General features: G+C 65.3%; 16 protein-coding genes. 7 read left to right on the top strand and 9 right to left on the bottom strand.

Going from position 1 to position 15176, the window contains the following annotated elements; genetic code table 11:
- Positions 1-32 precede the first annotated feature (32 nt).
- From ACP156_RS09590 to fliF, 5 genes are read right to left on the bottom strand one after another with little or no spacing between them, the layout of a single operon-like run.
- Positions 33-1079, bottom strand: a complete 1047-nt coding sequence (locus tag ACP156_RS09590) for a flagellar motor switch protein FliG (RefSeq protein ID WP_425051093.1) — start codon at positions 1077-1079, stop codon at positions 33-35.
- Positions 1080-1083: 4 nt separating this feature from the next.
- Positions 1084-1947, bottom strand: a complete 864-nt coding sequence (fliP, locus tag ACP156_RS09585) for a flagellar type III secretion system pore protein FliP (protein ID WP_425051092.1) — start codon at positions 1945-1947, stop codon at positions 1084-1086.
- Positions 1947-2279 carry a FliM/FliN family flagellar motor switch protein gene (locus ACP156_RS09580; protein ID WP_425051091.1) on the bottom strand — a complete coding sequence of 111 codons (333 nt, stop codon included), beginning with the start codon at positions 2277-2279 and terminating at the stop codon, positions 1947-1949. The genes fliP and ACP156_RS09580 overlap by 1 nt, the downstream gene beginning before the upstream one ends.
- Complete coding sequence (locus ACP156_RS09575) at positions 2276-2929, bottom strand: hypothetical protein (RefSeq protein ID WP_425051090.1); 654 nt, start codon at positions 2927-2929, stop codon at positions 2276-2278. Before ACP156_RS09575 ends, ACP156_RS09580 begins: the two co-directional genes overlap by 4 nt.
- Positions 2930-2932: 3 nt before the next feature.
- Positions 2933-4579 (bottom strand): flagellar basal-body MS-ring/collar protein FliF, encoded by a 1647-nt coding sequence (gene fliF, locus ACP156_RS09570; protein ID WP_425051089.1) that lies wholly within the window; start codon positions 4577-4579, stop codon positions 2933-2935.
- 172 nt (positions 4580-4751) lie between these two features.
- On the opposite strand from fliF, the gene ACP156_RS09565 reads away from it, so the two are divergent.
- From ACP156_RS09565 to ACP156_RS09535, 7 genes are all read left to right on the top strand, one after another.
- Positions 4752-5264 (top strand): flagellar basal body-associated FliL family protein, encoded by a 513-nt coding sequence (locus ACP156_RS09565; RefSeq protein ID WP_425051088.1) that lies wholly within the window; start codon positions 4752-4754, stop codon positions 5262-5264.
- Between the two features lie 15 nt (positions 5265-5279).
- The gene (locus ACP156_RS09560; RefSeq protein ID WP_425051087.1) at positions 5280-6278 is read left to right on the top strand and encodes a flagellar motor switch protein FliM; all 999 of its coding nucleotides are present in this window, start codon (positions 5280-5282) and stop codon (positions 6276-6278) included.
- Positions 6275-6625, top strand: coding sequence for a hypothetical protein (locus ACP156_RS09555; protein WP_425051086.1), 351 nt, complete (start codon positions 6275-6277; stop codon positions 6623-6625). Before ACP156_RS09560 ends, ACP156_RS09555 begins: the two co-directional genes overlap by 4 nt.
- Positions 6625-7263, top strand: coding sequence for a MotE family protein (locus ACP156_RS09550; RefSeq protein WP_425051085.1), 639 nt, complete (start codon positions 6625-6627; stop codon positions 7261-7263). The genes ACP156_RS09555 and ACP156_RS09550 overlap by 1 nt, the downstream gene beginning before the upstream one ends.
- Before the next feature lie 186 nt (positions 7264-7449).
- Positions 7450-8946: a DUF4173 domain-containing protein gene (locus tag ACP156_RS09545; RefSeq protein WP_425051084.1), complete on the top strand. Its 1497-nt coding sequence runs from the start codon at positions 7450-7452 to the stop codon at positions 8944-8946.
- Positions 8943-9620 (top strand): response regulator transcription factor, encoded by a 678-nt coding sequence (locus tag ACP156_RS09540; protein ID WP_425051083.1) that lies wholly within the window; start codon positions 8943-8945, stop codon positions 9618-9620. Before ACP156_RS09545 ends, ACP156_RS09540 begins: the two co-directional genes overlap by 4 nt.
- Positions 9617-10594, top strand: a complete 978-nt coding sequence (locus tag ACP156_RS09535) for a sensor histidine kinase (protein ID WP_425051082.1) — start codon at positions 9617-9619, stop codon at positions 10592-10594. Before ACP156_RS09540 ends, ACP156_RS09535 begins: the two co-directional genes overlap by 4 nt.
- A 29-nt stretch (positions 10595-10623) precedes the next feature.
- Here ACP156_RS09535 and ACP156_RS09530 read toward each other — a convergent pair whose 3' ends face one another.
- Genes ACP156_RS09530 through ACP156_RS09515 form a run of 4 tightly spaced genes read right to left on the bottom strand, consistent with a single transcriptional unit; the run spans position 10624 to position 15162 of the window.
- A complete protein-coding gene (locus ACP156_RS09530) occupies positions 10624-11763 on the bottom strand; it encodes an EscU/YscU/HrcU family type III secretion system export apparatus switch protein (protein WP_425051081.1) in 1140 nt (379 codons plus the stop codon).
- A gap of 3 nt (positions 11764-11766) precedes the next feature.
- Positions 11767-12528: a flagellar biosynthetic protein FliR gene (locus ACP156_RS09525; protein WP_425051080.1), complete on the bottom strand. Its 762-nt coding sequence runs from the start codon at positions 12526-12528 to the stop codon at positions 11767-11769.
- Positions 12529-12531: 3 nt separating this feature from the next.
- Positions 12532-14631 (bottom strand): flagellar biosynthesis protein FlhA, encoded by a 2100-nt coding sequence (gene flhA, locus ACP156_RS09520; RefSeq protein ID WP_425051079.1) that lies wholly within the window; start codon positions 14629-14631, stop codon positions 12532-12534.
- Between the two features lie 3 nt (positions 14632-14634).
- Positions 14635-15162: a hypothetical protein gene (locus tag ACP156_RS09515; RefSeq protein WP_425051078.1), complete on the bottom strand. Its 528-nt coding sequence runs from the start codon at positions 15160-15162 to the stop codon at positions 14635-14637.
- Positions 15163-15176 lie beyond the last annotated feature (14 nt).

Genomic DNA, 15176 nt, shown 5'->3' with positions numbered 1-15176 from the left:
GGTGATCCCGGGCCGCGGCTTTTTTGTTGGCCTCAGACCATCTCGTCTTCGGTGCTGGGCAGGCGGATGATCTCCTGCCGGACAAGATCGTTGGTGATGTCGATAAGCGTCGCCTGCGCCTCGCGGCTTTCGCGTGCGCGGACCGGGCCCATCTCTTTCATTTCCATTTCCAGCATCTCGCGCATGCGCTGGGTCAGCGCCGACATGAAGGCGCTGCGGATCTCGGACTTGGCACCGCGCAGGGCCAGCGCCAGCGTGTTGCCCTCGGCCATCCGCATGATCCGCTGAAGCGAGGCGCTTTCCAGCTTCACCATGTCGTCGAAGGTGAACATCTTCTTCCGGATCTCGTCGAGTTCCTGCGGCACGCGCTCTTCGAGATCGCTGGACAGGCTTTCGAACACGCTGCCGTCCATCTTGTTGAACATGTCGGCCATCCGCTGCTGCGGATCGACGGTCGACTTGCGGGTGGCCGCGCTGAGGAAATCGCTCACGATCACCTGCTCGAGGTTGTCGATCACGTTCCGCGACAGGGTGCCAAGGCCGATCATCCGCGTCGCGATCTCGGCCATCCGCTCGGCCCCGAACAGCGGCAGCACGCGCGCCGATACGGTGGGCTTCATCCGCGACAGGATCGCGGCGACGGTCTGGTCGTGCTCGCCCATCAGCCAGTTCGCGATGGTCTGCTCGTTCACGGCGGCGAAGGCGTCCCAGACATTCTGGCCGTGCGTCGGCGCGCGCAGGTCGCCCATGATCTCGGAAATCGCGTCGTCGGACATAAAGCCCGACAGCATCCGCTCGGCGATCTGCACCGAACCCTCGACACCGGCGCCGCCGGACACGGTCTGCGAGAACTCGCGGATCACCGACTCGACGGTGGTCGCCGGGATCGTGCCCAGCCGCGACATCGCCTGAATGACCGCCTGTATCTCGGATCGGGCCATCTTCTTCATCATCACCGATCCGCGTTCCTCGCCGATGCAGAGGAACAGAACCGCGGCCTTCTCGACCCCGGTCAGCGGGATCTCTTCGGCGGCCAGTTGCAGCGGGAAGCTGGTGGCGTGGGGATTGAGAACGTTCACGTGGCTATCCTCCGGCGTAGGATTGGATCAGCGACCCCGCGAGACGGTACCAACCGTCGATCGCGACGAAGAAGATGACCTTGAAAGGAAGCGAAATCATGACCGGCGACAGCATCATCATGCCGGCGCCCATCAGGATCGCCGAAACGATCAGGTCGATGGCGAGAAAGGGTACGAAAATCAGGAAGCCGATGGTGAAGGCCCGCTGAAGTTCCGAGATCATGAAGGCCGGAACCAGCACCGACCAAGCGATCTGGGTGCGGTCTTCGGGCAGCGTTTCGACACCGTCCTCGGTCACGCCCTCGACGGTCTCGTCGGGTATGGCGGCGTCAGCCTGCGCGGCGAAGCCCTTAAACAGGGCAAGATCCTTGTCGCGGGTGTTGCTGGCCATGAAGGCGTGGAACGGCTCGGCGATGCGTTCGACGGCTTGCTCTTCGGTGATTGCACCGTCGATCAGCGGAGCAAGGCCGTTGTCCCAGCTATCCTGAAACACCGGCTGCATCACGTAGAACGTCAGGAACAGCGCCAGCGAGGTGATCACCATGTTCGGCGGCGACTGGTTCAGGCCCAGCGCCATACGCATGATCGACAGGACGACGACGAAGCGCGTGAACGAGGTCATCACGATCAGCAGACCCGGCGCGATGGACAGCAGGGTCAGCAGGCCGAAGACCTGGATTAGGCGGCCCGACAGTTCGCCGCTGCCTTCGCTTTCGGGGTCGAGCACCTCTGACAGCCCGCCGATCAGTTCGCCCAGCCCCGACTGTTGGGCCCATGCCGTCGCGGCGCCCGCCACGAGGATGAGTCCCGCCAGCAGGGCGGCAAGGGCGAACCGGCCCGGACCGCGCAGAAGGGTGCCCGTGGGCATCAGTGCGCGCCCATCACGTAATCCTTGACGATCTCGGTCAGGGTGATGCCCAGACCGTCCTCGCCGACCTTCACCAGATCGCCGCGCGCCACGAGGCGGTCGTTGATCATCACGTCCAGCGGCTGACCGATGCGGCGGTCCAGTTCGACCACGGACCCGCGCGACAGCGACAGAAGCTGCGACACCGGCATCCGGGCCTCGCCCAGCACCACCTGAACCGACAGCGACACGTTCAGCATGGCGTTGACGCCCTGCCCGTCCGTCTTCACATCGGCTTTCTTGATCTCCTCTGCGGCGATGTCCTTGAGGAGGCTGTTGGAATCGTCCGTCATGTCACATTTCCCGGCTGTCTGTTGAACGAGAGAGAGGGGGCCCTGAACAGCGAAAGGATGTCCCCGCAAAGTGCGTCGAAGTCATAGGCAGAGCGGCCGTTTTGCCAGTTGGCGGTGACGGCGCAGGCCAGCAGGTCTGGGTCTTCGGTCACCTTGAGTTCGGTGCCCTCGCCCTCGGGCCGGGCCAGCGACCGGGCAAGCGCCCCGAAGCCTTCCGGCACCTTCACATCCAGCCACGGGCTGCCCAGCGCGCGCCGCGCGATGTGGCGCAGTTCCGTGGCCAGTTGGTCCCGGCCGTATTCCCCGACCATTTCGGGGAATAGTTTTTCGCAAAAATCCCGCATGAAAGCGAGCATCTCAAGCTCGAGTTCGTCGCAATAGGTCTGCTGCCCGGCCAGCAGTTCGTCGATCCGGGGCAGCAACATTTCCAGCGTCGTCGCCTGCTGCTGCGCGATGCTTTCCCGCATCGCGGTCTCGCCTGCGGTGTGCCCCTCGGCATAGGCTTCTGCCCGCGCGGCCTCGACCGCCTCGGCAATGGCCGCGTCCATCTCGGCCCGCGAAAAGCTGACAGCCTTCACCTGCGTGCGCGCCGCCTCGGCGCGGTCTTCCACGTCGAAATCCGGAGGGGTGAGGATGCTTTTGCTCGCCATCGATCAGCCCTTCTGGTTGATCCAGCTGCGGATGATGCGCAGCGAGCTTTCCGGTTCGACCTCGATCAGCTTGTTCAGGTCGTCGATATGGCGGCGCATGACGTTGCCCGAAACCGAAGCGAGCGAGACGAATTCTTCTTCCTCGTCGTCGATCCGCAGCGATTCCGGCAGCGGCTTGGGCTTGGCCTCTTCGCCCGGGGTCGCGGGTTTGTCGCCCTCGACCTGCTCGGTCCCGACGGCGTCGGCGGGAACAAGGGCCGCCGATGCGTCCTCTGCGCCTTCAACCGTGGCGTTGAACGACCGCACCAGCGGGCGGACTCCGAAGAACAGTGTCAGCGCGACGACCAGCACCGCGGCAAGCGCGCGGACGATGGCGCCGAAGTTCATCGCGACGACATCAAGGAAACCGCTGCGCTCACGTGTCGACACGGTCGGATCACCCGCGACAAAGCGCAGGTTCTCGACCGTTACGGTGTCGCCGCGCGTGTCGCTGATGCCAGCCGCCGACCGCACCAGCGCCGTCAGCCGTTCCAGATCCTCGGGGGTGCGGGGCGTGTAGACGCCGTTCTCGTCCCACGTACCGTTCACCACGACCGCAACCGACAGCCGCGTGATCGCACCGGGTTCGCGGATCAACTCGGACCGGGTGTTTCCAATTTCGAAAACTGATTCGTCCCGGCTAGAGGTATTGTTCTCGGACCGGCCATTGCCGCCACCGCCGTTATCGATGCCCGGCAGGTTGTTGGCGACGTCGACGGTGCTGCTCGAATCGTCTGCGCTTTCCGATTGCTCGGTGACCGAAACGATGGAACGCGGCACCTGCTGGTCCGGGTCGAAGCTTTCCTGCACCACCACCTCGCGCGAGGTGTCGAGATCGGCGGTCACCCGCACCCGGACGTTGCCGGTGCCGACATGGGCGGCAAGGATGCTTTCGACGTTCTGGCGCAGCCGTTCCTCGATCTCGGCGCGGGCCGAGTTCAGACCGTTGCCCTCGGACAGGTCCTCTTCGCTGAGGATTGCCTGACCGGCGCCGTCAAGGATGGTGACCCGATCCGCCGACAGGCGCGGCACGGCGGCGGCGACTAGGCTGCGGATCGCCAGAGCCTGACTACGTTCCATCGGCGCGCTGCGGCGCGAGTGGATGACGACCGAGGCCGAAGGTTCCGGCCGTTCCTGCGAAAAGGTCTCGCGGTCCGGCAAAACAAGGTGAACGCGGGCGCTTTCGACGTTGTCGATGGTCTCGATCGACCGGGCCAGCTCGCCTTCCAGCGCGCGCAGCCGATTGATCTGCTGCAGGAAGCTGTTCATGCCCAGACCCGAGCTTTGGTCGAACAGCTCCCATCCGGCGTTGCCCTCTGCGGGCAGTCCAGCCTCGGCCAGCGCCATGCGGGCGCGGGCGATTTCGTCTTCGGGCAGGCTGAGCATGGTGCCATCCGCCGAGATGCGCGGCGCGAACCCGGCCTGTTCAAGCTCGGTCATCATGCGCGACGCGTCAGAGGCGGGGATGTCCATCGCAAGGGGCCGATACTTCGGCGAGATCGCGACCGACAGTCCGATGACAAGCGCAAGGGTCAGGCCGACCGCCGTAGCGCCCATCAGGATCAGACGCCGGCGACCCAGCCCCTTAAGGTTCTCGATGAGATCGTTCACTTGCTTGCTGTCTTGCCGGTGATGGACATTTTTGCGAATTCTGGAAAACCGTAGATGCTCGGCGCGCGGCGCACAAGAAAATTTTTCGCAAATTTCGGATGACTGTGTTCTTCCCTTTCGAAAGAAGGTCGGCTAGCATGAATGCGAAAAATTGAAGTCAGAGGATCCTTTCATGGCTGAAGAGGCTCCGGCCCCCAAGAAAAGCGGCCCGAAGTACAAATTGCTTCTGATTCTGGTGCTGGTGTCGTTCCTGGGCGGCGCTGGCGCGGGCGTGCTTGCGTGGTCGAACATGAGCGTCGACGCGGCTTCTGACGATCACGATGCGAAAAATGATGATCACGAAGTTGCAGAAACGCACCACGTTCAGGTCGACGTGGGCCGCATCACGCTGGTCCTGCAAACCGGCGAAGCGACCGACACGCGCCATCTTCTGGTGAATCCCGTCGTCGTGCTTGAGCTTGAAGAGGAAGACGCAGGCTCGCACGGCGCACCGCTCGATACGTCGGACACCCGCGCGATCCTGCGCGACGCCTTCATTGAATACCTGTCGCAGCTTTCGGTGCGCGACGTCACGGGCAGCGCGGGCATGAGCCTTGTGCGCCATGAACTGAAACGCCGCGCGGTCGCCCATCTTGGCGATCATTCCGTCTCTGAAGTGCTGTTTCAGGACTTCGTGGTCCAGTAATCCAAGGACGCCGACATGGAAGCTACCGCAACCCAATCCTCTGACGCCCGCGGCATGACCCGCTCGGTCGAGGAAGAACTGATCTCGCAGGCGTCCGCCGGCATCACGCAACTGCCGATGCTGGACATCATCTTTTCGCGCATGGCCGTGTCGCTGGTGTCGACCTTCAAGACCAAGGCCGCGTTCCTGTGCGACATCGGCTTCAAGTCGGTGGAATACCAGTCGTGGGAAGACACCGTCGCGCAGGTCGACAAGTTCGGCATCTGCGCCGCGGTCGAAGCGCGGTCGTGGGGCGGCACCATGGCCGTGGTGCTGGATAGCGAACTGATCTTCTCGGCGCTTGAAACCCAGCTTGGCGGCCGCCCCCGCCCTGGCACCGCGCCGAAGCGCGCCGTGTCGGTGATCGAACGCCAGATCTCGCGCGACCTGATCGACCTGATCCTCGACGAACTGTCCGACAACGTGTCCCGCCTGACCGAAGCGACCTTTATCGTCGATTCGATGGAGGTGCCGCAGCAGATGCCGGCGCTTCAGGGCGGAAAGACGCCCTGCGCCGTCGCGCGGATGTCCGTGACCATCGGCGATTGCGTCGGCACCTTCATGATCGTCATCCCGATGGCCACGCTGGAACCCGCGCAGGACAAGCTGTCGAAGATGTTCCTTGGCGAGAAACTGGGCGGCGACCTGTCGTGGCGCGACCACATCCTGAGCAACATCAACGGCTCGTCCGTGAAGGTGACGGCGCGCGTGCATCAGCTTGAGGTGCCGCTGCTGGACATCCTGTCCTGGCAGCCGGGAACGACCATCGACCTTGGCATCTCGGACGACAAGGAAATCTCGCTGATGTGCGAGGGCATCCCGGTGTTCTTCGGCTATGCCGGCCAACGTAAGGGGGGGCGGTTCGGCTTCCGCGTCGAGCGCGAGATGAATGCCGAGGATCTTGAGGACGAGGCCGCCGAGGACGCGGCCGAGACCAAGCCCGAAGACGACCAAACGCAGGAGGCAGCGGAATGATCGCAGAGATCCTGAACGCAGTCGACGTGATCGACGCCGGTATCGTGGTGCTGCTGATCGCAGTCGGCGTCTACATCGTGCGCCTGAACCGCAAGATCGACCGGCTGCGCGCCGCGCTGGTCGAAGCCGGGCCGATGTTCGAGACCTACGAAAACGCCATCCGCGCCCATCGCGACAGCATGTCCGCCTTCAACGAGAAGCTAGAGGCCAAACGCGCCGATCCGGTCGTTGAATTCCGGCCCCAGCCGAAGGCCGAACCGAAACCCGAACCCGCGCCAGAACCGGACCCGGTCGAAGAAGACCTGTCGGCGATGTTCTACCGCAAGTTCGGGAAGGAGGCCGTCTGATGGCCCGGATCATGACGGTCGCCGTTCTGGGCCTTGCCGGGCTGGCCGCCTTCAAGGGCGCTTCGGTGGTCGGGCCGATAGCCTCGATCCTCGCCGCCCCCGCATTCGCAGCGTCCGAGGCCACCGACCCCTGCGAAGAAGATGCCGAGGGCTGCATGGCGGAAACACCCGCCGCCGTCCCGGAAGAGACGCAGGATGAAACCCCCGACGTGCTGCCCGAACTGCTGGTCGCCTTGCAGGCCGAGCGCGAAGAGCTTGAGAACTGGCGCGAGAAGCTGGAGCAGAAAGAGGCCGAGATCGTCTTTGCCCAAAGCGCGCTGGACGCGAAGCACGCCGAGCTTGCCGCGCTGAAGGCGGAACTGGAACACCTGCTGGAGCGCGCCGACCGCGAGAACACCTCGGACGTCAGCCGTCTGGTCGAGATCTACAAGGCGATGAAACCGACGCAGGCGGCGGCGATCATGAACGAGGCCGATATCGAGGTTTCGGTTCTGGTGCTTGCCGCGATGCAACCCCGCAACTCGGGACCGATCCTGGCGCTGATGCAACCCGTCCGCGCCCGGGCGATCTCGAAAATCATTCTGGAACGTTCGCGACTGCCGGGCGACCAGAACCTCGTGAACATAAGGCTCGATTAGCGAGTCGCGCACCGAGGGACAGGAAAAGCCGGGCCATCCAAGATGGTCCGGCTTTTTCGTTGAAGGCTCGTGGCAACGGGCATCTTCGGGTGACGCCCGGTCCCTGCACAACTTCTGCACAACCCGTGCGCCCCGTCTGCGCGGCGTTTTCCGATGCTGCGGCGGAAGCTTGCACAGGAGATGGGGATGAGCAGGGAACTGGTGATCCGTGGGGTGCCGCGGGGTCTTGCACTTGATGCGTGGTGGTTCGGCAACGAGGTTTCATCCGACGGCCCGGTCTTGCCGAATGGTGGCACCTTGGCGACGCCCGGCGCGCGCAGGCGCTTGATCGTACTGCTGGCGCTGGTGGTCCTGGCAGACGTGCTGTTCTGGCGGCACGCGCCCGGTGTCTCGCTTGCCCTGTTCGCCTTCGCCGTGTTCGCCGCAGTCGCGATAGGCCGCCCGATCCGCGACGTGTGGCGGCCCGCGGTTCTTGTCGCGCTGGCCGCACTTCCCGTCATCGACTACGCGCAACCGCTGTCGGTCGTTTTCTTGTTCGCGGGGCTGGTCGCGGCGGTTGCGTGGCTTCATCCCGCGACGACGACCGGCGTGGCGTCGATCGGGGCCCGGATGGTCACGCTGGCCCTGTCGCTGCCGGTCAGGGGCCTTCGCGACCTTGTCCAATGCTCGCGAAGCGACGGCCTGGCATTGCGGCGCGGGCTGCCGCTGCGCGACGTCTGGCTGGCGTGGGGGTTCCCTTTGGGCGGTACGCTTGTGCTGCTCACGCTGCTGACCGACGCAAACCCGGTGCTGGAAGACTGGCTTGTGCAGGCCCTCGATCTGCAGGTGGACTGGCTGGAGGGCACCGAGACGGTCCTGTTCTGGTGCGGCACCGCGTTGATCGTGTGGCCGTTCATCGCGCCGCCCTCGGGGGACCCCGCAAAGCTGCGCCTGCCGGCAATGTCGCGGCGGCCGGGGCTTGGCCTGAACCCGGCCTCTGTTCTGCGCGCGCTTGTCCTGTTCAACGGGCTGCTGGCCGTGCAAACAATCATGGACGCGACCCTGCTTTGGGGCGGCGCCGCGATGCCCGACGGGATGAGCTATGCCGAATACGCCCATCGCGGCGCTTATCCGCTGGTGATCACCGCGCTTCTGGCGGGCGCCTTCGCACTGGCCGCGCGCCCGTTTCTGGACGAGAACCGCTGGCTGCGACCGCTGATGATGCTCTGGCTTCTGCAGAACGTGGCCCTGTGCGTGTCCAGCGCGCTGCGTCTCGAACTGTATGTAACGGCGTATGGCCTTACCTACCTTCGGATTTACGTGATGATCTGGATCGGGCTTGTCGCGGTCGGGCTGTGCCTGACGGCATGGCAGATCTGGTGGCGTCGGCCGAACGGCTGGCTGCTGGTGCGCTGCGCGGCGCTTGCGGTCGGCGTGCTGTACGCGTCCGCCTTCGTGAACTTCGCCGCCATCATCGCGCACCAGAACCTGCGCAACGACCGTCCGGTGGACTGGGACTATATCGCCGCGCTGCCCGACACCGCGAGCGCCGAGATCGCCGCCGCGCGTCTCGATGGCGTGCCGGGAATGGACTATGTCGCCGCGCCCTACCCGGTCACCGAAGGCTGGCGGGATTGGGGCTTTCGCCGCTGGCGGGTTGCCCGCAATATGGCCCGAATGATCCAGAACGACCCGGCGCAATGAAGATACTGGTAGTCGACGACGATCCGCGTCTGCGCGAGATCGTGAGCATTTCGCTGGAACGCGGCGGCTATGGCGTTGTCGCCGCTGCGGACGGGCAGTCCGCCCTGACGCATACCGCGCGCGAGCAGCCCGCGCTGGTGGTGCTGGACGTCGGTCTTCCCGACATGGACGGGTTCGAGGTCTGCCGCGCCATCCGCACCCGGTCGGACGTGCCGATCCTGTTCCTCACCGCGCTGGACGACGAGGTCGACCGCATCCTTGGGTTGGAACTGGGCGCAGACGACTATGTCACCAAGCCCTTCAGCCCCCGGGAACTGCTGGCCCGGATCCGCGCCATCCTGAAGCGGACGGCTGGCCCTTCCCGCAACCGGGTTCTGCGGCATCGAGACATCGCACTCGATCCCGCGGCGCACCACTGTTCGGTCGGGCAGGTCGAGGTTCGGCTGACCGGGATGGAACTGTCGATCCTCGAAGCCCTGATGCGCGCGCCAGAGACGGTTCACACCCGCCCAAGACTGGTCGAAGGCGTCTGGGGAGCGGGAACGCAGGTGTCGGACCGCACGCTGGACAGCCATATCCGCAACATCCGGCAGAAGCTGGTCGATGCGGGCTGCGACGACGCCATCGAAACGGTGCATGGCGTCGGCGTCCGCATGGGCCGCGCGCGGGCATGACGCGCAAGTGGCGTCCGTCTCTGACGCTGGTCCTTGGCGGCGCGCTTGCGACGACGCTGGCGCTGTCACTGGCGGGCCTTGTGCTGCTGCGCTATCTCGGGCCCGAGTTCGGCTTCCGGCGGTCGGCTGTCTTTCTGGCCATCGTGATCTGCCTGCTGACCGCGGTTCTTGCGCTGTTGCTGGTGCGGCTTCTGTTGCGGCCCATTCGCGCGATGTCGGGCTATGCCCGTCACGTCCGGTCGTCGCCGTCCGACGACGCGACGCCCCCGGCCCGGTTCGGCACCCGCGAACTGCACGGGCTGGGCGCGGCGGTGATCGACATGGCCGATACGCTGCGCCGGCGCGAGACGACGATCCGCAGCTATTCCGATCACGTCACGCATCAGCTGAAGACCCCCGCCAGCACCATTCTGGCGGCGGCGGAACTGTTGGGCGACAGCCACGGGCTGGGGGCCGAAGACCGGCGGCTGGTCAGCCAGATCGACGGCGCCGCGCGAGAGATCGAACAGCAGCTGAACGCCCTGCGCCGCATGGCCCGCACGCGCGAGGCCAACTATCGCGGTGTCACTAACCTTGGGGAAAGTGCCGCAAAGCTGCGGGCGATGCGTGCCGATCTGTCGCTGAGTTTTGCCGGAGACGCGGTGCCGCTTCCGATCTCTTTCGAAGGGTTGGTGCTGGTTCTTGAACAGCTTGTCGACAACGCGCAGGCCCATGGCGCGGAACAGGTCATCATCACGGCAGAGATGTCAGAGGATCAAGCCGTCCTGCGGGTCACGGACGACGGCGCCGGCATCCCCGCCGCAAACCTCGGCAAGATCTTCGATGCGTTCTACACCACCCGCCGAGAGACGGGTGGAACCGGCATGGGGCTGGCGATCGTCGCGGCCTTGCTTGGAACAGTCGGGGGCCGGATCGCCGCGCGGCCGGTCGGCGACGGCGCCAGCTTCGAGATCACCTTCGACAGCATGGCCTGAGACCGCCGCCGGAGGGGCCAAGGACCAGTCTACGCCTCTTCATCTTCTTGCCGCCGATGGCTGGCGCCGGACGGAAGCTTGCGGCGGATCTTGTTTCTCAGGTCGAAGACGAAGGCGACGAGTTCCGCCACCTCGGCCCAGTGCGCCTTGGGGATCGGGTGGTCGATTTCGCAGGTGGCGTGCAGCGCGCGGGCCAGCGCACGGCTTTCGATCACCGGAATCTCGTTTTCATGCGCAAGCTGCCGGATGCGCCCCGCGATCTGGTCGGTCCCTTTCGCAACGCAGACGGGCGAGGCGTCGCGGCCACGCTCGTACCGCAGCGCCACGGCAAAGTGCGTGGGGTTGGTGACCACCAGTGTCGCGGTCGGCACCGCCTTCTGCATCCGCTGCCGCGCCCTTGCGCGCCGCAGCTGGTCGCGCTTGCCCTTGATCTGCGGATCACCCTCGGCGTCCTTGTGATCGTCGCGCAGTTCCTTCAGCGACATGCGCTGTTTCTTGTGGTGGCTGTACCGCTTCCACGCGATGTCGGCGGCGGTGATCGGGAACATCAGCAGCACGATCCACGCCAGCATCAGCACGGCGTTCTCCGCGATCATCGACGGCACGAACTCTGGCAGCATGATCGTGCCCGGCAGCAGCTTTCTGATCGCCACCCACGAGACCCAGACCGCAAGCCCGCCGAACAGCGTCAGCTTCACGAAACTCTTGGCGAATTCCACAAGGTTGTTGGCCGAGGCGATCCGCTTGATCCCCTTGCCGGGAGAGATCTTGTCCAGCTTCGGCGTGATCCGCTCCTTCGAGACGACGAATGGACCCTGCAACGCCCCCGAGATCATCGCCGCGACCAGAAGGATACCCAGCGAACCCGCCACGATGCTGCCGACCTGAAAAACCTGTGGCGCAAGGACACCGCGCAGGTCGTCCAGCCCCGCCTGTCCGGTGCCGATGTCGACCGCGCCCGCGATATCGAACAGGGATCCCAGCGAACTGGCCCCGATCGCGGCCTTCAGCGGCAGATACAGACCCACGAACACCAGCAGCGCGCCGTAGATCAGCAGATGGCCGACCTCTTTGGACGTCGGCACATCACCTTTCTCGCGCGCCTTCTTCAGCTTTCGCTCTGTTGGCTCTTCGGTCTTCGAGCTGTCGTCGGTATCGGTCTGGGACATCGGTTAGCGCACCAGTGTCTCGAACCAGTTCGCCAACTCGGCGTTGTGGTAGCTGAGGATGGCCGGCACCGCGAGGGCCAGCAGCGCGAGACCGGCGACGATCAGACCGGGCGCGGCGACGAAAAAGACCTGCATCGCGGGCATCACCCGGTTCGCAAGGCCCATGCCAAGGTTCAAAAGCAGGCTAAGCACGTAAAACGGCGCGCCGACTGCGACGGCGATATAGAAGGCCGAACCACCCAGCCGCGCCATCTGCTCGGCAAGGTCGCCCAGCATGATTTGGCCCGGCGGCAGGATGGCATAGGACCGCATCAGACCCATCAGGATCACATGGTGCGTGTTGCTGAGGAAGATCGCGGCAATCGCACCCATCGTCAGCAGGCTCGCGATGGCCGAGGCGCTTTCGGCGTTCGCCTGGTTCGGGGTCAGCGAGTTGCTGAGACCCGAGGCGAAACCGATCTGTGCGCCAAGGATGTGCAGCGCCGCCATGATGGCGCGGGCGCCAAGGCCGATGAAAGCGCCGATGGTCGCCTCGATCGCGATCAGCAGGATCAGAAGGCTGGTGTTGTCGGGCACTTGCGGCGGCGGCAGCGCGGGCATCAGCCCGATGGCCAGCGCCAGCCCGCATGTGATCTTGGCGCGCGGCGGCACGCTTTGGTCGCCGAAGCCCGGCAGCAGGATCGTCGCCGTTCCGATCCGCGCGAAGATCAGCGCGACGGCATAGATCCACTGCTCGGCCAGCTGGGCAAGAATGCCGCCGCCCATCCCTTACTCTCCGATCGTGGCGACGGTCTTCATCTTGGTCTTCCAGTGGATTTCCGAGAAGGACAGGATCGGCGTCATCGGTGCGACGCGCTCCAGCATCGACCGGATCACCGGGCGGTATTCCGGGCTGACCACCAGCGCAGGCCATTCGTCCTTGGCGGCATAGCCCTGCAACACCGCGCGGGCGGCACGGCCGAACTCTTGCACCTTGGCGGGCGGCATGGTGCAGATCGTGTCGTCGCCCTGCACCTTCACGGCGCTGGCGAACTCTTGTTCCCACGTCCCGCCCAGCGTCACCGACTGGATGAAACCGTCCGCGCCTTCCAGCGATTTGCAGATCTGAGCCGACAGGGCCTTGCGCACGTGTTCGGCGACAAGGGCGGCGTTGGTCGAGATCACCGACGCCTCGGCGATGGATTCCGCGATCAGCGACATATTCCGGATCGAGATGCGCTCGGCCAGCAGCTTGCGCAGCACGTTTCGCAGCAGGATCACCGGCGAGGCGCAGTTCAGATCCTGGATCAGCTTGCGATAGGCCGGGTCCAGCGTGTTCATCTGCGCCCGCGCCGCGCCGTAGGTCATCATCTCGGGCAGGTTTTCCTTCAGCGCCTCGGTCATGTGGGTGACGATGACGCTTTCCGGGTCGACCACGGTAAAGCCCGCCGCCTCGGCCGAGGCCGCCGCGCCGTTCTCGATCCAGACCGCGTTCAGCCCGAAGGTCGGCTCTTTGACGCGTTCGCCCACCAGCATAGTCGCCTCGCCCGCCGGGTCGATCACCAGACGGCCGCTGGGACGCAGTTCGCCAGCGGCGACCTCGACCCCCTGCACCAGCACCCGGTAGGCCTTGGTGTTGTCGAAGTCGCCGTCCTTGATCCGCACCGGCGGCAAGGCAAAGCCGTATTCGGACTGGAACATCTCGCGCAGGCTTTTGATCTTGCCCGGAAGCGCGGCGTCGTCCTTGTTCAACATCACGATCAGGCTGCGGCCCATTTCCAGCAGAACAGTGTCTACACCGCCCGTTTCTGCCGGTTCTTCCGTCTTCTTCTTCTCGGCCTTCACCTGTTCCTCGACGGCTTTCCGCTCTTCGGCTTTCTGCGCGTCGCGTGAATAGACACCGATGCCGGCCAGCACGGCGGCGACGGAGGTGAACAGCAGGAAGGGGAAGCCCGGCAGCAGGCCCATCACGAACACCAGCCCGGCGGCGACGAAGATCGCCTTGGGGCTGGCCGACAGCTGAGACGTGACGGCCTCGTTCGCGGCGCCCTCGTTCGAGCCCTTGGTGACGATGATGCCCGCCGCGATCGACACGATCAGCGCGGGGATCTGGGTGACAAGGCCGTCACCGATGGTCAGGACGGTAAAGTTGTGAAGCGCGTCGGACACGTTCATGCCGTGGCGGACGATGCCGATCAGGATACCGCCCACCACGTTGATCAGGGTGATGATGATACCGGCGACAGCGTCGCCCCGCACGAACTTGGCGGCACCGTCCATCGCGCCGAAAAAGCTGCTTTCGTCCTCGACGGTCTTGCGGCGGCGGCGCGCCTCGGCCTCGTCGATCATGCCTGCGCCAAGGTCGGCGTCGATGGCCATCTGCTTGCCGGGCATCGCGTCCAGCGAGAACCGCGCGGACACCTCGGCGATGCGGGTGGACCCCTTGGTGATGACGATGAAGTTGATCGCGACAAGGATGATGAACATCACCGCGCCGATCACGTAGTCGCCGCCGATCACGAAGTCGGCGATGCCCTGAATCACGTTGCCCGCCGCGTCGGTGCCGGTCTGGCCATCGGACAGGATCAGCCGGGACGAGGCGACGTTCAGCGACAGACGCATCATCGTGACGACCAGAAGAAGCGTCGGGAAACTGCTGAACTCCAGCGGTTGCCGCACCCACAGGGCTACCATCAGCACAAGGACCGACACCGACATCGACAGCGCAAGGCCGATGTCCAGCAGGACCGCCGGAAGCGGCACGAAGAGGATCGCCAGAACGGCGCAGATCGCCAGTGCGAAGACAACGTCCCGGTTGCGGGCCATAAGGTCGAACCGCTGCGAGAACGAGGTGATGGCTGTCGGCTTCTGCCGAGCTGCTTGTGCCATGTGTCAGGGCTCCTGCAGCAGGCCGCTGCGGTCGGGATTGAGGCTATAGCCGGGGATCAGCGGCTCGGGCCTGCCAAGCGCGAAAGGGTTGGCCGACATGACCGGGGCGGGCGGCGCCTCGGCGGTTTCGGTCGGCGGTTCGGCGGTGGGGGTCGCGGGCGGCGGGGCCGGCTGTCCGAAGGTTCGGGTAAAGGGCCGGCCCGCGCCCGCGACGCGCACCGGCGCATGCAGCGGATGGAACACCCGCGTGGTCTGGGCCGGCGGCGGTGTCGTGGTCGGGCTGCTCGTATAGGCGGGCGGCGGCGTCACGGTCGACGGCGGCGGCGCAGAGGGCGGGCCGGACGGCATCTCGGCGTTGCCGTCCATGCTCGCGAGTTCTTCGAGGCTGGGAAGCTGGTAGCCGTAAGGCCCGTCCAGCGCCGGGATCTCTGTCAGGTGCGGCTGTACCGGGGTCGCCTGTGCGGGCGGCGCGGGTTCTTCGACCGCGTCCGGGAAGCTGTAAAGACCGCCGAACCCCTGCGCGCTGGCCATGACCGGAAGACCGA

The organism is Psychromarinibacter sp. S121 (assembly GCF_049801035.1).
Classification (GTDB): domain Bacteria; phylum Pseudomonadota; class Alphaproteobacteria; order Rhodobacterales; family Rhodobacteraceae; genus Psychromarinibacter.
The sequence above is the reverse complement of the archived record's forward strand: the minus strand, read 5'-3'. Positions and strand labels throughout refer to the sequence as shown.